The following is a 16,955-nucleotide window of genomic DNA, read 5'->3' on the forward strand; positions in this document are numbered from 1 at the left end:
TCCAACTGCCATGCATTCACCTTTTTACGCACCCAAGGGTGGGCATCCTCCACAAACAAGCTTGCTATCGAGCAAAGCCGTTTTCACGACCGCCTATGCCGTTATTCCGCGCAGCGTTCTCACAGACATCGTCACCAGTGTGCTGCCGTATTGGAACGTGACACGTGCCTGGATCCTTTCCAGACCACTGACCGGTTTCTCCGAAACCTTTTCGCAATATGTGATGGAAGTGCAGCCGGGTGGCGGCAGTGATCGCCCTGAGCCGGACAAACGTGCACAGGCGGCGATCTTTGTGGTTGAAGGCGGTATGGTCATCGAACTTGATGGCGTCGAGCATACGGTGCGCACCGGCTCCTTCGCCTATATTCCTGCGGGTTCGTCGTGGAAGCTGCGCAATACCGGCACTGAGGCTGTTAAGTTTCACTGGGTTCGCAAGGTCTTCCAGGAAGTTGAAGGACTGGAACTTCCGCCAGCAATTTTCGCGCATGAAGATGAGCGATCACTCTCGGCCATGCCCGGAACGGATGGCCGCTGGGCAACAACCCGTTTCATCGATCCCGATGATGTGCGTTATGACATGCATCTCAATATCGTGACCTTTGAGCCAGGCGCGACCATTCCATTCATGGAAACCCATGTCATGGAACACGGTCTTTATGTGCTTGAAGGCAAAGCCGTTTACCGCCTCAATCAGGACTGGGTCGAGGTCGAGGCCGGTGACTTCATGTGGCTGCGCTCCTTCTGCCCGCAGGCATGTTATGCCGGTGGACCGGGCCGCTTCCGTTACCTGCTCTACAAGGATGTGAACCGCCACGTGTCATTATGGCCTTGAGCGAATGCTGCTGTATTTGCTGAAAGCCATTAGTTGCCAGCATGATGATCGCGTTTCGCTCATTAGGCCCTAACGTGCAATGAGTTTTGATGAGTAGTCAATATATCCCGGGGCTCGTTCACCGCCGTCTTTTTAGTTCAACGTTCCTAATTGACGTTCGCTTCCGATGGTAGAGTTTGTCTCAACAGACATTTGCCCTCAGGCGTTGAACGCACTATATTCTAAACGGACTAGGAGATTCATCATGCTCTTGCAGAAGTATCGCGAGAACAAAGAAGCGCTGAAGCAGATCGGCCGGGAAGCTTTGGCTGAAAGTAGACGTATGGGCCTAACGATCTCCGCAAAAGATCGCCAGAACGAAGTTGATGAGCGCACCAAGCGCGAGCGTGAGGATCGATCCTCAATTATGGCGAGATAGCATTTTGAATGCTTGAATTGTCATGCATCCTCCTTGCGGGGCCGAATGGCTCCGGGAAATCGTCCGCTTTTGCGAAACTCAATCTTGAAGGTGTCTGGATAAACGCGGACGAAATCGCTAAAATGATGCCGGCGAACGATGATGGCAAATCGACGGACATTCAAGCTGGCCGCGCCGCTCTTCGATACATAGCAGAAATGATTGAGACACGGCAGTCTTTCATTTTCGAGACTACGTTGAGCAGCCAACAGTCCATCAGGTTAATGCGCGATGCCAAATCTGCTGGGTTCACCATTGGTCTCTACTATGTAGCCTTGGATTCCGTCGAGCGGAATGTAGAACGTGTCCGCCAACGTGTGATGAAGGGAGGCCATGACATCCCTGAAGAAAATATACATAGACGGCACAAGGGCTCGTTCGCGAACTTAACGGCAGCTCTCAAGATAGCTGATGAGGTCGTGCTGATCGATAACAGCGGCCTTGAACCGCACGAGGCATTCGTCATAAGCTCCGGCGACATCCTATCCTTCGATATTGACGACAGTAAAGAGCTGCACAAGCTGTTCTCCGGCAAGGTGTGCGAAGCATACGATCTTGTCCGGTTCGACGAGGGTTTTAGGAAGAAAATCTGAAAAAAATTTATTTGGTCACGAGGCATGAACTAAAGTCGCTCTGCAATCATAAACGCGTTCGACTCACCCAAAGGCTCTGCTGGTGGATTTGTAGAGTCTGAGCAGGATATCAAACCCGCGTTCGGACAGCCGATTGATTGGTAGTCAATAGTTGCAGATGGTCCCAACAATCCACACAATCTTGAAGCTCCATGGTTCAGTCCCCAATCTCCGACCTCGGCAACATTCCCATCCGCCACTCGCTGTTTGCTTCGGCTCCGCAATGGCACCGAAGGCTCTCCTCGCAACCACTACAAGATTGTGGAGTAGCAATAGCCTGCCGATCACGGCTAAGGTGACGGTTCAGAAGAATCGATGGTGAAAGCGATGAAATCGGATATCGGACATCTTCCGCAGGCAAAGCAGGTCGAACTGGAAAAGGTCGTCCGCATCATTCATGAAGAGTTTGCCGGTGTGGTCGAGCGTTCGAAGTCGGATGCGAAAAAAGAAGGACGGATCTACAAGATCATCCTGTTTGGTTCCTATGCCCGCGGTACCTTTGTCGACGAACCGCATACCTCGAAAGGCTACCGTTCGGATTTCGATATTCTTGTGATCGTCAGCAACAAGGAACTGGCCGACCCGAAATACTGGGACAAGGCCACCGACCGGCTGATGTGGGATAAGGAGATCGAAACGCCCGTTGGTCTGATCGTGCATGGCGCCCGCGAGATCAGCAACTTTCTACATGACGGGCAGTACTTCTTTGTCGACCTCGCCCGGGAGGGCATTGTCCTCTATGAGTTCGATGACCGACCTTTGGCCGAACCAAAGCCGCTCAGCCCAGCCGATGCACTCAGGGTGGCACAGGAGCATTTTGATCTCCATAATCAAGAAATTGGCGATCTTCTCGCGGGTGTCAGTTTTTATTCAGACCGCAACAATCCGCGGCGAGCCGCCTTCGAACTGCATCAAGCAGTCGAATCCGCCTATTCCTGCTATCTCCTGACCCTAACCAATTACAGCCCGCCGTCGCACAACCTGAAATTCCTGCGCGGGCTTTCCGAGGATCGTGACCGACGGCTGGTCGATATCTGGCCGCGCGAACAGCAACGCTTTACCGCATGGTACAACATTCTCAACGAAGCCTACGTCAAGGCGCGCTATTCAAAACAGTTCGAGATCAGCGAAGAGGCACTTGCCTGGCTTCAGGAGCGGACGGCTGAACTTCATACCCTGATTGAAACACTCTGTAGGGAGCACATCGAGAAGCTGCGGCAGGAATCGAAGTCCTGACGTCGCTGATACGCCTGTGCGCAACGTCTCACTTTACGGCATAATAGGGGTGATCATAGACCTGTAACTCTTGAAGGGAATCGAACCATCGACCCCGCAGTGTTCCTCAAATTAGTTCGCCGCCTGCATTCGACATCAGGTCTGATGACATTTGCAGAAGAGTACGGCTCTCGCTACATTACTGGATATATATCCGGAGGGTTCGATGGCTAGTTCTCAGACACGTGCAATTCAAAATTATAGGAGCCGCCTGGGTGATCGTGGCCTCGCTCGGTTCGAGGTGCTTGGACGGGATAGCGACCGAAGCCTGATCAGATCATTAGCGCGCAGGTTGGCAGAAGATGGCCCGGAAGCAGCCAGGTTGCGCGCTGTTGTGAGCGAAACGCTTGCGGGAGAGCCGCCTAAAAGAGGTGGTATCCTTGCAGCTCTCCGCCGATCTCCCCTCGTTGGAGCAGAACTCGAAATCTCACGTTCACGCGAAGACGGTCGAGAGATCGATTTGTAATGCGTTATCTGCTCGACACGAACGTTCTCAGCAACATTACAAACCCTGAACCGTCAGCGTCACTAGTAACTTGGATGGCCGAGCAAGCTGACTCTGACTTATTCATCGCATCGCTCACCATCGCTGAAATACACCGCGGAATACTGGAGATGCCGGCGGGCAAGAAGCGTGTTGCTTTGGAAGCCTGGTTTGCAGGTAATGAGGGGCCACACGCATTATTTGCAGGCCGCATACTTTCGTTCGACGAGAGGGCAGCGCTCATCTGGGGTGAATTAATGGCACGCGGAAAAGCAGCGGGGCGCCCAAGAAGCGCACTGGACACAATTGTCGCGGCCGTTGCCCAGTCGAATAGCTGTATTGTTGTAACCGACAATGAGCGGGATTTTCACGGGGTGGAATTCATCAATCCCTTAGGAAAACCGTAAAAACGGTCGACAGTGTTTAAGCTCTCGAAGGAATTCGAACCGGTAGTTTCAACCAATTGATGAGTGGTCAATAAACTTGAGCCCTCAGCCGCTTTGCGCCAAAAACAGAGACGGCGCTGGAGAGGGCAGCGGACAATATCTCGCTGCCGCTCTCCTGGAGGACAGATAGTAGAAGCTAGATGCCGGACAGAACTCCGATATCGCCGGACCTCCAGACGTTGTCAACCGTGTTGCGGGTGATGACCCAGAGGTCACCGCTCCTCTTGAGTTCGACGTCGTAGCGGTTCTTCATCAGATAGTGCCGCGAAGGATCGTTGCGAGGTACATGCTGGGCTTCGACGAAAACGTCCATCCGCGCGGTGTCAGCCGTGATGGTCACCCTCGGATTGCTAACGGAATGGGTCGTGTCCAGGGCGGACAGTGATGTCATCAGGGCCGTGATGATGACATCGCGGCCTTCGATAACAGGATATTCGAAACCGGCCTTTGCGGCAGCCGGGCGGAAGTCTGAGACGGCTTCTTCCGAAAGCGCAGAGGACAGAAGCGCAGTGTCCCGAAGATCGATGCCCGCGGCGAAGCGATAGAGGGCCTCGACGACGGAAAGCCGGTCCGCGGCATCCGGTGTAAACGATGGCGATGTGGTCATGAACGTACTCCTTGTCGTGCCGAAGGCCTGCGGAGCGCACGCCTTTCCCGGCATCGGCGCACTGGGCACCAATGGGTGTGGTGATAAGAACTGGGGTTGGGCCGGTTATTCGAGATCAGCGTCAATGCGCTCGATCAGGCCGTCAGGACTGATCGCGATCTTCAGGATGCCTATCTCGTGTCCGAAATCGCCGGTGAAATCGAGCCGGACTTCTGAATGGCAGCCGTCCACTTCTTCGATAGACAGCAGCCTGCTCTTGGTGCTGTAACCGACGAAAAACCTCTCGATATATTGGCGGACACCGTCAGTGCCGACGAAGGCATCGCCAACCGAGACATCATCGATCACGGCATCGGCAGCGAACAAGGATAGTGCCCCATCGACGTCGAAGGCGTTGGCGGTCGCGACGAAGGACGCAACAAGCTTCTGCATTACGAAGGGCTCCTCAGACATCGACGATCGTCGTGTCGGCGATAGTCTGCGCAAAGCCGTTTCCAAACAGGGCTGCGGGCGTCTGGAAGCCGGGACGGAATTCGCCACCCAGGACACGACGTCCGGCCTCCGCCGCCGCCATCGCCGTGAACGTATAGCCATTGACCGTATTGAGGATCGAATAGACCGTCCTTCCATCTGCGTCGATCACTTCGACGGCCGCCTGATAACGGTTGGCAAGCCGTTCCTCTTCACTCGGACCGTCCGGGAGAAGAGACAAATCGCCCTGCGGAAATCCATCGCCAGTGACATGAACGAAGGCCTCGACCTCCGGAACGCCGGTTGCCCGCCAGATGGTAATGAGATCGGGAAGCGTAACCGGGAAGCAGTCGACCGGGCCCTTGCCGAAATCGAACTTGCGGATGCCCTCGGCTGCGATGGCTACAAGCTCGCCACCCATACGTGCCAGGGTCTCGACGGTCACATTCTCCATGGCGCTGATTGCGGATCCTCGCGAAAGCCCCCCCGCCACATGAAGCGCGATCCTGATCTTGCGAGGATGTTTGACGCGCGAGACCGCATGTCCCGCGAGACTACCGAGCATGGCGACACTGCCACCGCCGCCCGGCATGAGCATGACGCCCGCCGCCTTCCCGTCTTCGTTGAGCGCCTCGGCCAGGCGGTAGCTGTCGAGTTCGGCGGCCGTATCGAGATAGTGAATTCCATTGCAGATGGCTTTTTTCATCAGGGCATCGGCAGTACGCATGAAGGGCCCCGCGCAGTTCAGCAGGACAGAAATGCCGGCCAGACCGTCGTCGATCGCATCTACGCTATCGAGACCAAAGACCCGATATTCCGTAGCGAGGTCAGCGGCGAGCTTTGCAAGCGTCGCTTCATTGCGGCCGGCGAGAACGAAGGGCGTACCTGCCGCCTTTGCGTGCTCTGCCGCCATGCGGCCGGTGTAGCCGGTCGCGCCATAGATCATCAGTTTTGTCATGTCAGTGCTGCCATTCCTTGAAAACAAATTCGAGACTGTAGCCGTCCGGATCGCGGACCTGGGCGGCGTAATAACGGGGGTCGTAGTGAAGCTGTGCTCCCGGCGGATGGATTTCCGAAGCTCCTGCCATCATGGCGGCGGCGAAGGCAGCGTCGACCTGGGACATGCCATTGGCGACGAAGCCGACATGGACTGCGCGGCCTTCGACCACGCCTTCACGGAGCCAGAAAAACACCCGGCCGTTCGCGCCGAACCCTTTCAGATCTGGATGACCGGGAGGGCCGTCCTTTCCCTCGTAGTCATGGGCGTGAACGATGCCGAGTGGGGCCAACGCCGCCTCGTAGAAGGCGATCGAGCAATAGATGTCGCTGACGGAAATGAAGACATGGTCGAGCATGCTGCTCTCCTTCGTTCAGATGATGTAGCCGCCCGCGACCTCGATGTTCTGGGCGTTGATCCAGCGGTTCTCGGAAGACAGGAGGCTGGCAACGACACCACCGATCTCTTCAGGCTCGCCAACACGGCCGAGTGCGGTCTGGCCAGCCAGAATGGCCTCGAACTCGTCGTTCAGTCCGCCGCCAAGTTCGGTGCGGATTGCGCCGGGCGCGATCGAGTTCGCCCGTATGCCCCGTTCGCCGAACTCCTTGGCCATGTAGCGGGTCAGGACCTCCAAACCACCCTTTAAGGCAGCGTAGGGAGCAACGCCGGCTGTCGCCACGCGCGAGGTGGCGCTGGTGATGTTGACGATCTGGCCGCTGTCGGCCATCAGCGGCAGAAGAATCTGGGTCAGGAAGAACGGACCCTTGAGATGCACGTTGAAGAGGCCGTCGAACTGATCTTCCGTCACCGTGGAGATCGGATTGAAGAGGCCGTATCCGGCATTGTTGACGAGATAGTCGAAGTCGCCCCGGCCGAAGACGGATTGCAGTGTAGAGGTAACCGCATCCCGGAAGGCCGGGAACGCGCCGATATCGCCGACGTCGAGTTTCAGGGCAGCGGCCTTGCCGCCGGTCTCCTGGATTTTCTTCACAACCTCGTCCGCCTTTGCCGGGTTGCTGTTGTAAGTGAGGATGACGCCCATTCCCTTGTCCGCGCATTCGATGGCTGCGCTGGCTCCAAGACCCCGGCTTCCTCCAGTGACAATGACGATCTTCATGGCTGTTTCCTTGTTCGTTTGGTGTGACCTCAAGCTAGGCCTGCAACGTCCCGCACGCTCACCTATTCCTCTCTGAAGCTTGCCTATTTCTGCTTTCCGCTTGCAGACACCTTCTCGAACTGTCACGATCGGCTCCATGGAAAATCAACTTCAGGAGCTGCGCGCTCTTGCATCGACGGCGGAAAACCGCAGAACAGAAACGGGAATTCCCCGTGTTGCGATGGTCCAGGGGGAAATCCCTGAGCATCGGCTCTCGGCCGTCTACGAGCCGATGATCAACCTGATCCTGACTGGCTCGAAGACGATGACGGTCGGCGAGCGGACTTTTTCCTACGACCCTGCGACGTATTTCGTCATGTCGGTCGACCTTCCAGCAGTGGGGTCGGTGCATCCTTCGGTGGCAGGAGAACCATATCTTGCGGTCAGCCTGACGCTTCATCCGCCGACGGTCGCCGCTCTCATCAGCGACCTCCCGGTGCAGGTCTGCAGCAAGCTGTTCGGCTCCGGCTTCTCCGTCGCGCCGGTCAACGACGAGTTCCTCGACGCCTGGGTGCGGATGCTCCGGTTGATGGATCGTCCGGACGAGATCGCCGTGTTGGCACCTGCCTACGAGCGGGAGATACTGTTCAGGGTACTGCAGGGCCCGCTGGGCTGGATGCTGCGCGATATCGCCGCGCCCGATGCGGCCCTCTCAAGGATCGGAGGTGCAATCCAATGGATCCGGGAAAACTTCGCCAAGCCACTCCGTGTCGAAACTCTCGCCGAAATGGCGGCCCTCAGCGTCTCGGCCTTCCATCGTCACTTCAAGGCGGTCACGGCACTGAGCCCGATCCAATATCAGAAGCAGGTCCGGTTGCTGCATGCGCGAACACTTCTGATGGCGGGGGAAGGAACTGCGACTTCAGTTGCGTTTGGTGTCGGCTACGAGAGTCCGAACCAGTTCAGCAGGGAATACGCCAGGCAGTTCGGGCTGCCACCCTCGAAGGATGTCGTGCGTCTTCGGGGCGGAGCTGCGTGACGGGCGTTTGGGCTGGAATGCTTTCATCCGACGACCGCTTCGGGCCGAAAGCGGACTTCGCGAGTTATATGCTCTTGACGGGATTCGAACCGCTGACAAATTAGTTGTGACTCTCCGTCTTAGCGCGAGGAGGCTATGCCAACTGCTGAAAGTGCCTTTCTCAAATCATGAAAGGGCTACTGTTCACAATCGAGCCGAACAACGAGTGCAAACTCTGGCTCTCTTGATAATAGTTGATAAACTCGTATATTGCGGTAGCCACGACATTATGGAGGACCGCATGATTAGCGCCGAACTAGGGAAGCAGTTGGAAAGCTACATTCAGCAACTTGTTGATACAGGTCGCTACGGTTCGAAAAGCGAAGTCCTGCGTGAAGGAGTTCGACTAGTTCAAGACCGAGAGACCCGGCTAGCTGCGCTGGATGCTTCTGTAATGCGCGGAATCGCCGATGCGGACGCTGGCCGGACAAAGCCGGCAAGCAACGTCTTCGACCGCCTCGAAACGAAATACAGCGGAATTGCTGACAAGGCCGAAAAATCGGTATGATCCTCGAAATTTCCGGCGAGGCCGAGAACGATCTGGAGCAGATCGTTGATTATATTGCGGAGCGCAATCCTTGGCGCGCCCTCTCATTCATCCGGGAACTGCGCGGCAAATGTGAAGATCTCCTCGATAACCCCAATGGCTTCGCCCTAGTCCCGCGCTATGAACATTATGGTATTCGTAGACGCGTCCACGGCGACTATCTGATCTTCTACCGCGTTGACGATGCAAAAGTGGTCATCATTCATATTCTGCATGGTGCAACCGACTATGGCGCCATCCTGTTCGGCGAATGATGAGACGTCTCGTACCTGGGTGACATCTAATACTCAAACCGGGGCGAGCGACCACAGCGTTGTCTGGACGTCAAAGCCAAGATCCGACGCCCATTTTGCTCTAAATGGGTAGAGAACGTGAGGCTAAATCATATATAAGTCGCCTGCTTTGGCGCGGATTCAAGCCCACTCGAACGCCAATTGATGAGTAGTCAATATATCTTTGAATTCGTTCACCGGAACGATGATTTTACGGGTCAAAGAATTCCTAGATTGCGCTTCTTGCATATATACAACTAGGAACGTCCGACGCTGCGTCACATTTCCGGTATTGCCTTCGCCATCACTCGTGCTGCACAACTGAAATTCGCAAACGTACGATCAGCCTTAGGCAGAACGACCACTGACACGTTCTATTTTCATCAGTTGTATAGTCGCCAGAAAGGATTACATGGATCTCGTGCCCATGAGGCTGTCGCGTCATCATCAAATAAAACTGCGTCGATAACCTCGTCCATTAATCGTGATATGAAGGCTGACTATCCTGTAAAAGTCGAACAGATTATCGGATTCATGCTAGATTTATCCCTTTCAAATGGACGGTCCATGCCTAACTTGCGATCAACTGAGTCCCAATCGGCTCGCACTCTGGAAAGGTTCAGCGCTAAATTTCCTCGACGCGGCAGCTACGAGGACACGTAAATGCCCTAGTCAATATCCGCCGACGCCGCATACGACATCGTCTACGCCGATGAGGTCTCGAAAGCTTCCTATGACACATAAAACTTCGCATCGCGGGCTCGTCGTTGTCGCGATCATGGCAACGATGGCAATGATCGCCATCGAAGCGACGATCGTCTCCACGGCAATGCCACAGATCGCCGCCCAGCTCGGCCAGATCAATCTCTATTCCTGGGTCTTCTCGTCCTTTCTGTTGACCCAGACCGCTACCACTGTGATTTTCGGTAAGCTGGCGGATATTTACGGCCGTAAACCAGTACTGCTGCTTGGCATCGCACTGTTTCTACTGGCCTCCATTCTCGCCGGCTTTGCATGGTCCATGCCTTCGATGATTGCGTTTCGCTTGCTGCAAGGGATTGGCGCCGGCGCTCTCCAGCCTGTCGCGATGACCGTGGTTGCAGATCTTTTCCCAGGCAGCCAGCGTGGCAAGGTGCAGGGATATCTTGCAAGTGTGTGGGCGCTGTCCGCCGTCGTCGGACCGCTTCTTGGCAGTATCATCATTCATAATCTGCCATGGGCCTGGATTTTCTGGATCAACGTACCTGTGGGTCTACTGGCGGCGCTATGCTTCATTTTGTTCCTGCATGAGGAAAAGCGGCCGCGCGTCGTCTCCATAGATGTCCTTGGTGCAGCTTTTTTTGCCGTCTCAATTTCTGCGCTGATGATCGCGCTCACCGAGGTGGAAGCCGGCTTCTCCAACAGCACCGTTGCGGCCTTCGTCATTTTCCTGTTTTCTCTGGTTGCGTTCATCTGGCAGGAACGTCGGGTTGACGCGCCTATGGTGGCTCCCGACCTATGGCTTAGACGACCGATCGCCTTCGCAAATCTTGCGGTCTTTTTCGCCAGCATGGCGATCATGGGCCTGACTACCTTCCTGCCGATGTACGTACAGACCGTGCTTAACCAATCGCCGCTCGTCGCTGGCTTCGCATTGACCATGCTTTTGTTCGGCTGGCCTTGCGGTGCGACAATCGCGTCGCGCCAGTTTACCCGCTTCGGACTGCGCCCGATCATGATCGTGGGCAGCCTGTTCATCCCGGTTGGCACCTGCCTGCTCGTGCTGCTGACACCTTCCAGTTCTCCCGTGCTTGCGGCGACTGGATCGCTCATTATGGGCTTCGGCATGGGTTTGCTGAACATTAGTGCTCTCATCCTGACCCAGGAAAGCGTGAGTGCATCCGACCGAGGCAGCGCGACAGCCTCGAACGTATTTTCGCGCAATCTCGGCAGCACGCTCGGCGCTGCAGTGCTGGGCGCGGTTCTGACCTACGGTCTGTCGCATGCCAACAACGGGCAGGCGATCACGCCTGAACAATTGCGGGCCTTGCTGAACGGTACGGGTATGGCTCTTGGCAGCGGTGAGGAAATCCGCCTGGCGCTGCAGCATGCCCTTCACGCCACCTTCATCGTAATGATGCTTATTGCGGTCCTGATCGTACCTGCATGTCTGTCAGTGCCTCATCTGAAAACATCGGAGGCAGAGCCCAAGAACGCCTGAACTTTGATAGCGCAACACCTCCGACTATCCGCTCCTCAATCACCCTGGCTGCTTGATCGAAGTTTGCTACGTCAACAATCAGGGCGAACGACACCGAGTGGTTTTGGGGAAAGCCAAAGGCACTCGATGCGTGCCAACCGCGCGCAGGTCCCACTCCCCTAGGAGTGGGACGCAGAAGCTATCCAAGCGACACGGGTAAAACCTGCCACCTATTGACGTGACACAGCAGGACAGTTGTCGGCACCTCGTGTGGGAACAGCATGATCGAACGAGGTGACGCCAACGAGGTTGATCTGTGTTGCTGTCTGATCGCTGACAAGGTCCAGAATTGAAAAGCGATCCATGAATTCAAGGAAATTGGCTTCCGCTTCTTCCATGATGGTGCTGAACGACGTGCGCTGCGCGTCCTGCTGATCTGCGATGTCGATTTCGGAATATTTGGCGACGTCGGGTTGCACGCGCCGCAACACGTCGCCGAGCAGAATTTCCTGTGGCGGAACGGCCAATTCGATACCACTGCTACGGCCGCGCCCGGTGAGGAGAAATCCCTCATGAACCAGCAGATTGACTACCTGGGCCGCGTGAAGTTTCGTGGTGCCGGCGGCCTTTGCCGCCTGCAACGTGCGAATTCTATGCATCGGCGACCGCGCGCAAGCGGTGAGAATACCAATCGCAACTTCGGATCGACGGGTCAGGCGCATGGCTGTTCCTCCTTGTGTTATTGCCCGCTCGCGCCGCTCGAAGTGGCTACGATCGTTTGATCGGTGGTCTGATCGCTGATGGCTTGATCACTGGTATCTTGCGCGCGCTGCAGAGCGCGGTACCGGCCGTGATCGCGGGTCAGAAGATCGGCATGATTGCCCTGCTCAATCACATCTCCACCTTCGATCACCACGATACGATCGGCATTTGCAATCGTCGCCAAGCGATGGGCAATCACCAGGGTGGTCCTGCCCTTTGAAAGTTCAGTCAGGGATTGCTGAATGGCGCGTTCGGTTTCCGTGTCGAGCGCCGAGGTCGCTTCATCAAGGATCAGGATCGGCGGGTTTTTCAGGAAAATCCGGGCGATGGCCAGTCGTTGTTTTTGTCCGCCAGACAGTTTGACGCCGCGCTCGCCGATGATGGTGTCGAGACCGGCGGGAAGCGCTGCAATCACGTCATCCAAACGTGCACGGCTGGCCGCATCGACAATCTCCTGCTCGGTTGCATCAAGTCGACCATAGGCAATGTTCTCCCGAATGGTGCCAGCAAACAGAAAGACATCCTGTTGCACGATGCCAATATTGGACCGCAACGATCTGATCGTCACGTCGCGGATATCGATGCCATCCACCTTTATCGCACCGCCCGTCACCTCGTAAAAACGCGGCAACAGCGAGCAGATCGTCGTTTTGCCAGCCCCGGATGGGCCGACAAAGGCGATGGTTTCTCCTGTCTTTATGGAAAGGTTCAGCCCTTTCAGCACAGTGTTAGCTGAGGTGTAGCCAAAGCAGACGTCGAGATAGTCGATGTTACCACTCAGCAGAGCGATCTCAACAGCGCCGGCCCGGTCGGCAATGTCGGCCCGTGTATCGAGAAACGTCACATAACGCTGGAAGCCGGCGATACCACGCGGATAGGTCTCGATGATCGAATTGATCTGATCGATTGGACGAAAGAATATGCCAACCAGCAGAAGGAATCCGACGAAGCCACCGGCGCTCAACTCGCCATGCACCACAAACCATGCACCGGCCACCATGACGATGACCTGCACGAAACGCATGGAGAGGTAGGACAGCGACATGGAAGCCGCCATCGTCCTGTAGAATTCCAGCTTTGTGGTCAGGTAGTTGCGGTTGTTTTCCGCAAACAGCGCCCGTTCATGATCCTCGTTGGTAAAGGCCTGCACCACACGGATACCACCGACATTTTCCTCGATGCGTGCATTAAACTCGCCAATCCTGCCAAAAAGCGCGTGCGAGTTGGCCATCATCCGCTTGCCATACAGCGTCGTCACGACAGCCGTGATCGGAACGATGACCGCCGTGATCAGCGCCAGCGGCACATGCACCCACATCATCAGCAGAAAGGCGCCGATGAGCGTCATGATCGCAATGAATAGATCTTCCGGGCCGTGATGGGCGACCTCGCCAATCTCTTCGAGGTCTTTGGTGAGCCTTGCGACCAGATGTCCGGTCTTTTGGTTGTCGAAGAAACCGAAGGACAGTTTTTGCAGATGATCGAAGGCTTTGCGCCGCATCTCGGTCTCGATCCTGAGCCCAAGCATGTGGCCCCAATAGGTCACGATGACCTTGAGACCGGCATTCACGAGATAGATAACAAGCAGGCCAAGTGCGGCAAGCGCGATCATGCCAAACTGGTTGGTTGGCAAAAGGCGGTCGATAAACAACGTTACCGCGATCGGGAAAGCCAATTCCAGCAGACCTGCGGCAACTGCGCTGGAAAAATCCAGCGCAAACAGGCGGCGATGCGGGCTGTAATAGCCAGCAAAGCGTTTCAACAGGTCTTTCACAGGAACCCTCCTACAGAGATCTCTCATATACTAAGACGATTGAGATGGCCTGTTCCGGTAAAAAATATGACTGCCAATCTCAATTTTTTGTCGATTAAAGAACCGGCATCGTTTCGGACCGAAGTTTTCTCCGGCTTTTCGGCACGACCATGGGTGTGTTGGTGATCGGATCTGGGATGATCATCGATGGCATGTCGAAGACGGTTTCGATCAGCTGGGCGTTGATTATGTCCTGCGGGTGACCACTGGCGATGATGCTCCCGTTCTTCATTGCAACGAGGTGTGATGCGTAGCGGCAGGCCTGATTGAGATCATGCAGCACGGCAACGACGGTGCGACCTTGGGCGTTGAGATCGGCCAGCAGATCCATCAGTTCAATCTGGTGGGCTATGTCGAGAAAAGTGGTCGGTTCATCAAGCAAGAGAATAGGTGTTTCCTGCGCCAACACCATCGCCACCCAGACCCGCTGACGTTGACCACCGGAGAGTTCATCGACCATACGATGCGAGAGGTCCGTGACATGGGTTGCCTGCATCGCAGCGATGACGGCTTCCTCGTCGGCCTTTGACCACTGGCTGAGGAAGGACTGATGTGGATACCGGCCACGGGCCACCAGATCCGCGACTGTTATACCCTCCGGTGCGACAGCACTTTGTGGCAACAGCCCCAGACGGCGGGCAACATGCTTGGCGGAAGATGCATGGATGTTTTTGCCATCCAGAACCACCTGCCCCTGTGATGGCAGGATCAAGCGCGATAGAGCCCGCAGCAATGTTGACTTGCCACAGGCATTCGGTCCGACAATCACCGTAAAGGACCCATCGGGAATGGTGATCGACAGGTTTTGCGAGATGATGCGCTCGTCGTAGCGCAGCGTCATGGCATCGGCCTGCAGCCGGTCTGCAGGGTGAGCCGGATTTGCGTTTGTGCCTGTGTTTGTGTCTGTGTTGAGCCTGGAATTTGTATTGCTGTTGGGATTGGTCATTTGCGACCCTCGCGAATGAGTAACCAGAGGAAGTAGAAACCGCCGATACTGACCGTCATCACGCCGACAGGAAGCTGAACACCGAAGGCATGCTGGGCAGCCCAGTCGGCTGACAGCAGCAACAATGCTCCAGTCAGGGCGGATGGAAGCAGTGTCACACCGGCAGACCGGGTCAGACGGCGGGCGATCTGTGGTGCAGCCAGTGCGATGAAAGAGATCGGTCCAGCCGCAGCGGTAACCGTTGCCGTCAGTGCCACACCCAGCACCATCAGCAAGAGCCGTGTCCTGTCGACATTGATACCGGATGCCCGTGCCACATCATCGCCCATCTCCATCTGCCGCAATGGCCGTGACAGAACAGAGACCATTGGCATGATGAAAGCCAGAATGATCGCGGCGGGCAATAATTGCTCCATGCCGAGACCGTTGAGAGACCCTGCTCCCCAGACAGCGGCCGACATTGCCACCTGCAGATCGGCCTCACGGATCATCCAGGCATTAAAGGCCGACAGCATGGCGGCCACCCCAATACCGACAATGATCAGACGAAAACCCTGTACCCCACGACGATAGGCCAGCAGATAGACGGTTGATGCGGTGATGATGCCACCGATCAAGCCACCGGCTGCCGTGGCATAATAACCACCGGAATAGATCAGGATGACTATTAGTGCCCCGGTATAGGAACCTGCAGAGAACCCGATGATATCAGGCGAGCCAAGCGGATTGCGGGTCAATGACTGGAAGATCGTACCGCTCATGCCGAGCGCACAACCGAGCAGCAAGGCGAGCGCCACGCGCGGCAGGCGCCATTCCACAACGATCATCCGCACCATGTCGTCGCCCTGCCCCGCCAGTGCATGAAGCGTGTCAGGCAAGGTGATCGGATATTTGCCGCTTAGCAACGATGCGACTGTTATGAACGAAGCGATTGCAAGCAGCAGCACCGCTATGATCAGAGCACGGCCATCGAGCCGGAACGACACACGGCCGCTTAGAACGCGAACCGGAATAGTTCTGCGGCCGAAGTCGATAGAGGAAGAAGATCGCAGTGTCATAGCCCGCTCGCCTTCTTCCTCTGCGCAAGCAGGATCAGCACGGGTGCTCCGATAAAGGCTGTGACAATGCCTGCTTCCAGTTCACCGGGATAAAGCACGAACCGACCGACGATGTCGGCGGCCAGCAACAGCACGGGGCCATAGAGCATCGTCAGCCCGATGATCCAGCGCTGGTCCGGTCCGGTCAGCCAGCGCACCACATGCGGCACCATCAAACCAACAAAGGCAATTGGTCCGGCTGCTGCCGTTGCAGCGCCGGCCAGCAGGGTCACGGCAATGATCACCAGTATCCGTGCTCGCAGGATATTGGCACCAAGGGTTCTGGCGAGATCATCACCCAGCCCCACAGCATTGAGCGGTCTGGCAGCCATAAGAGCAATGATAAGCCCAATCAGGATAAACGGTGCCACAGCCTTGACCACCGCCATGTCACGACCGGCCACCGAACCGATGGACCACAGGCGCATGGCATCAAAGGCTGATGGATTGAGCAAAGTAATCGATGAGGCGATACCGCCCAGCACCGCAGCAATGGCCACACCTGACAGAACCAGTCGCACCGGTGTTGCGCCATCCCGTCCTGTCGCACCGATGGCATAGACCACCAGTGCCACGACAACGGCACCGGCAAAGGCTGCCCAGATATAGGCATCGATCGACTGCCAACCGAGTACACCGACTGCAATGGTCACAAAGAACGCCGCACCGGCATTGACGCCAAGAATACCGGGATCAGCCAGCGGATTGCGGGTTGCAGCCTGGGTCAGTGCCCCAGACACCCCAAACGCCGCACCACACAGCAGACCCAGCAATGTTCGCGGAAGTCGGTAGTCGTGGATGATGATATGCTCTGCCAAACTCGCATCGTAAGACAGCAAGGCATCGACCGCAGTCCAAAGTGCGACAGGACGAGTGCCACTGAGTATACTCGCAAGCGATATTGCCCACAGCAGCGCAAAGCCGATAAATAGCGCGCACCAACGCAGCATTCTCGTGTCGGATG

The 16,955-nt window shown here is 56.2% G+C and carries 20 protein-coding genes; 10 read left to right on the plus strand and 10 right to left on the minus strand.

Annotated elements, in window-relative coordinates:
• Positions 1–10: 10 nt before the first annotated feature.
• From IB237_RS15120 to IB237_RS15140, 6 genes are all read left to right on the plus strand, one after another.
• Positions 11–832 carry a bifunctional allantoicase/(S)-ureidoglycine aminohydrolase gene (locus IB237_RS15120; RefSeq protein WP_192489519.1) on the plus strand — a complete coding sequence of 274 codons (822 nt, stop codon included), beginning with the start codon at positions 11–13 and terminating at the stop codon, positions 830–832.
• Between the two features lie 244 nt (positions 833–1,076).
• On the plus strand, positions 1,077–1,250 hold the full coding sequence (locus IB237_RS15125) for a hypothetical protein (protein ID WP_192489520.1): 174 nt from the start codon (positions 1,077–1,079) through the stop codon (positions 1,248–1,250).
• An 8-nt stretch (positions 1,251–1,258) separates the two neighbouring features.
• Positions 1,259–1,882, plus strand: coding sequence for a zeta toxin family protein (locus tag IB237_RS15130; protein ID WP_192489521.1), 624 nt, complete (start codon positions 1,259–1,261; stop codon positions 1,880–1,882).
• 366 nt (positions 1,883–2,248) lie between these two features.
• Complete coding sequence (locus IB237_RS15135; protein WP_192489522.1) at positions 2,249–3,157, plus strand: nucleotidyltransferase and HEPN domain-containing protein; 909 nt, start codon at positions 2,249–2,251, stop codon at positions 3,155–3,157.
• 205 nt (positions 3,158–3,362) lie between these two features.
• Positions 3,363–3,662: a hypothetical protein gene (locus tag IB237_RS26290; RefSeq protein ID WP_246787973.1), complete on the plus strand. Its 300-nt coding sequence runs from the start codon at positions 3,363–3,365 to the stop codon at positions 3,660–3,662.
• On the plus strand, positions 3,662–4,087 hold the full coding sequence (locus IB237_RS15140) for a PIN domain-containing protein (protein ID WP_192489523.1): 426 nt from the start codon (positions 3,662–3,664) through the stop codon (positions 4,085–4,087). The genes IB237_RS26290 and IB237_RS15140 overlap by 1 nt, the downstream gene beginning before the upstream one ends.
• A 175-nt stretch (positions 4,088–4,262) precedes the next feature.
• On the opposite strand, the gene IB237_RS15145 is transcribed toward IB237_RS15140, so the two are convergent.
• The 5 genes from IB237_RS15145 to IB237_RS15165 form a co-directional block, all read right to left on the minus strand.
• The gene (locus IB237_RS15145; protein ID WP_192489524.1) at positions 4,263–4,733 is read right to left on the minus strand and encodes a nuclear transport factor 2 family protein; all 471 of its coding nucleotides are present in this window, start codon (positions 4,731–4,733) and stop codon (positions 4,263–4,265) included.
• Positions 4,734–4,838: 105 nt separating this feature from the next.
• Positions 4,839–5,165, minus strand: a complete 327-nt coding sequence (locus tag IB237_RS15150) for a nuclear transport factor 2 family protein (RefSeq protein WP_192489525.1) — start codon at positions 5,163–5,165, stop codon at positions 4,839–4,841.
• Between the two features lie 13 nt (positions 5,166–5,178).
• The gene (locus IB237_RS15155) at positions 5,179–6,162 is read right to left on the minus strand and encodes a trans-acting enoyl reductase family protein (protein ID WP_192489526.1); all 984 of its coding nucleotides are present in this window, start codon (positions 6,160–6,162) and stop codon (positions 5,179–5,181) included.
• 1 nt (position 6,163) lies between these two features.
• Positions 6,164–6,559 carry a VOC family protein gene (locus IB237_RS15160; RefSeq protein ID WP_192489527.1) on the minus strand — a complete coding sequence of 132 codons (396 nt, stop codon included), beginning with the start codon at positions 6,557–6,559 and terminating at the stop codon, positions 6,164–6,166.
• A 15-nt stretch (positions 6,560–6,574) separates the two neighbouring features.
• Complete coding sequence (locus IB237_RS15165) at positions 6,575–7,318, minus strand: SDR family NAD(P)-dependent oxidoreductase (protein ID WP_192489528.1); 744 nt, start codon at positions 7,316–7,318, stop codon at positions 6,575–6,577.
• A 136-nt stretch (positions 7,319–7,454) separates the two neighbouring features.
• Between IB237_RS15165 and IB237_RS15170 the strand changes: the two genes are divergently transcribed.
• From IB237_RS15170 to IB237_RS15185, 4 genes are all read left to right on the plus strand, one after another.
• On the plus strand, positions 7,455–8,336 hold the full coding sequence (locus IB237_RS15170) for an AraC family transcriptional regulator (RefSeq protein ID WP_192489529.1): 882 nt from the start codon (positions 7,455–7,457) through the stop codon (positions 8,334–8,336).
• Positions 8,337–8,616: 280 nt separating this feature from the next.
• Positions 8,617–8,883 (plus strand): type II toxin-antitoxin system ParD family antitoxin, encoded by a 267-nt coding sequence (locus tag IB237_RS15175; protein WP_192489530.1) that lies wholly within the window; start codon positions 8,617–8,619, stop codon positions 8,881–8,883.
• Entirely contained in the window at positions 8,880–9,176 is a 297-nt protein-coding gene (locus tag IB237_RS15180) for a type II toxin-antitoxin system RelE/ParE family toxin (protein WP_192489531.1), read from the plus strand. Before IB237_RS15175 ends, IB237_RS15180 begins: the two co-directional genes overlap by 4 nt.
• 751 nt (positions 9,177–9,927) lie before the next feature.
• Positions 9,928–11,394: an MDR family MFS transporter gene (locus IB237_RS15185; RefSeq protein ID WP_192489532.1), complete on the plus strand. Its 1,467-nt coding sequence runs from the start codon at positions 9,928–9,930 to the stop codon at positions 11,392–11,394.
• 209 nt (positions 11,395–11,603) lie between these two features.
• On the opposite strand, the gene IB237_RS15190 is transcribed toward IB237_RS15185, so the two are convergent.
• From IB237_RS15190 to IB237_RS15210, 5 genes are all read right to left on the minus strand, one after another.
• Positions 11,604–12,095, minus strand: a complete 492-nt coding sequence (locus tag IB237_RS15190; RefSeq protein WP_192489533.1) for an Rrf2 family transcriptional regulator — start codon at positions 12,093–12,095, stop codon at positions 11,604–11,606.
• A 17-nt stretch (positions 12,096–12,112) separates the two neighbouring features.
• Positions 12,113–13,909 carry an ABC transporter ATP-binding protein gene (locus IB237_RS15195; RefSeq protein WP_192489534.1) on the minus strand — a complete coding sequence of 599 codons (1,797 nt, stop codon included), beginning with the start codon at positions 13,907–13,909 and terminating at the stop codon, positions 12,113–12,115.
• 94 nt (positions 13,910–14,003) lie between these two features.
• The gene (locus IB237_RS15200) at positions 14,004–14,789 is read right to left on the minus strand and encodes an ABC transporter ATP-binding protein (protein ID WP_192489906.1); all 786 of its coding nucleotides are present in this window, start codon (positions 14,787–14,789) and stop codon (positions 14,004–14,006) included.
• Between the two features lie 101 nt (positions 14,790–14,890).
• Positions 14,891–15,952, minus strand: coding sequence for an iron chelate uptake ABC transporter family permease subunit (locus IB237_RS15205; protein WP_192489535.1), 1,062 nt, complete (start codon positions 15,950–15,952; stop codon positions 14,891–14,893).
• The gene (locus IB237_RS15210; RefSeq protein ID WP_192489536.1) at positions 15,949–16,941 is read right to left on the minus strand and encodes an iron chelate uptake ABC transporter family permease subunit; all 993 of its coding nucleotides are present in this window, start codon (positions 16,939–16,941) and stop codon (positions 15,949–15,951) included. Before IB237_RS15210 ends, IB237_RS15205 begins: the two co-directional genes overlap by 4 nt.
• Between the last annotated feature and the right edge of the window lie 14 nt (positions 16,942–16,955).

It is taken from the genome of Agrobacterium sp. AGB01, from assembly GCF_014851585.1.
In the GTDB taxonomy this organism is placed as follows: Bacteria; Pseudomonadota; Alphaproteobacteria; order Rhizobiales; family Rhizobiaceae; genus Agrobacterium.

What these genes read in the sequence shown, in the direction of transcription:
- IB237_RS15160 (WP_192489527.1), bottom strand. Translation starts at nt 6,559, where the DNA reads ATGCTCGACCATGTCTTCATTTCCGTCAGCGACATCTATTGCTCGATC.
- IB237_RS15155 (WP_192489526.1), bottom strand. Translation starts at nt 6,162, where the DNA reads ATGACAAAACTGATGATCTATGGCGCGACCGGCTACACCGGCCGCATG.
- IB237_RS15180 (WP_192489531.1), top strand. Translation starts at nt 8,880, where the DNA reads ATGATCCTCGAAATTTCCGGCGAGGCCGAGAACGATCTGGAGCAGATC.
- IB237_RS15165 (WP_192489528.1), bottom strand. Translation starts at nt 7,318, where the DNA reads ATGAAGATCGTCATTGTCACTGGAGGAAGCCGGGGTCTTGGAGCCAGC.
- IB237_RS15170 (WP_192489529.1), top strand. Translation starts at nt 7,455, where the DNA reads ATGGAAAATCAACTTCAGGAGCTGCGCGCTCTTGCATCGACGGCGGAA.
- IB237_RS15125 (WP_192489520.1), top strand. Translation starts at nt 1,077, where the DNA reads ATGCTCTTGCAGAAGTATCGCGAGAACAAAGAAGCGCTGAAGCAGATC.
- IB237_RS15200 (WP_192489906.1), bottom strand. Translation starts at nt 14,789, where the DNA reads ATGACGCTGCGCTACGACGAGCGCATCATCTCGCAAAACCTGTCGATC.
- IB237_RS15190 (WP_192489533.1), bottom strand. Translation starts at nt 12,095, where the DNA reads ATGCGCCTGACCCGTCGATCCGAAGTTGCGATTGGTATTCTCACCGCT.
- IB237_RS15205 (WP_192489535.1), bottom strand. Translation starts at nt 15,952, where the DNA reads ATGACACTGCGATCTTCTTCCTCTATCGACTTCGGCCGCAGAACTATT.
- IB237_RS15145 (WP_192489524.1), bottom strand. Translation starts at nt 4,733, where the DNA reads ATGACCACATCGCCATCGTTTACACCGGATGCCGCGGACCGGCTTTCC.
- IB237_RS15185 (WP_192489532.1), top strand. Translation starts at nt 9,928, where the DNA reads ATGACACATAAAACTTCGCATCGCGGGCTCGTCGTTGTCGCGATCATG.
- IB237_RS15210 (WP_192489536.1), bottom strand. Translation starts at nt 16,941, where the DNA reads ATGCTGCGTTGGTGCGCGCTATTTATCGGCTTTGCGCTGCTGTGGGCA.
- IB237_RS15175 (WP_192489530.1), top strand. Translation starts at nt 8,617, where the DNA reads ATGATTAGCGCCGAACTAGGGAAGCAGTTGGAAAGCTACATTCAGCAA.
- IB237_RS15150 (WP_192489525.1), bottom strand. Translation starts at nt 5,165, where the DNA reads ATGCAGAAGCTTGTTGCGTCCTTCGTCGCGACCGCCAACGCCTTCGAC.
- IB237_RS26290 (WP_246787973.1), top strand. Translation starts at nt 3,363, where the DNA reads ATGGCTAGTTCTCAGACACGTGCAATTCAAAATTATAGGAGCCGCCTG.
- IB237_RS15130 (WP_192489521.1), top strand. Translation starts at nt 1,259, where the DNA reads ATGCTTGAATTGTCATGCATCCTCCTTGCGGGGCCGAATGGCTCCGGG.
- IB237_RS15140 (WP_192489523.1), top strand. Translation starts at nt 3,662, where the DNA reads ATGCGTTATCTGCTCGACACGAACGTTCTCAGCAACATTACAAACCCT.
- IB237_RS15135 (WP_192489522.1), top strand. Translation starts at nt 2,249, where the DNA reads ATGAAATCGGATATCGGACATCTTCCGCAGGCAAAGCAGGTCGAACTG.
- IB237_RS15120 (WP_192489519.1), top strand. Translation starts at nt 11, where the DNA reads ATGCATTCACCTTTTTACGCACCCAAGGGTGGGCATCCTCCACAAACA.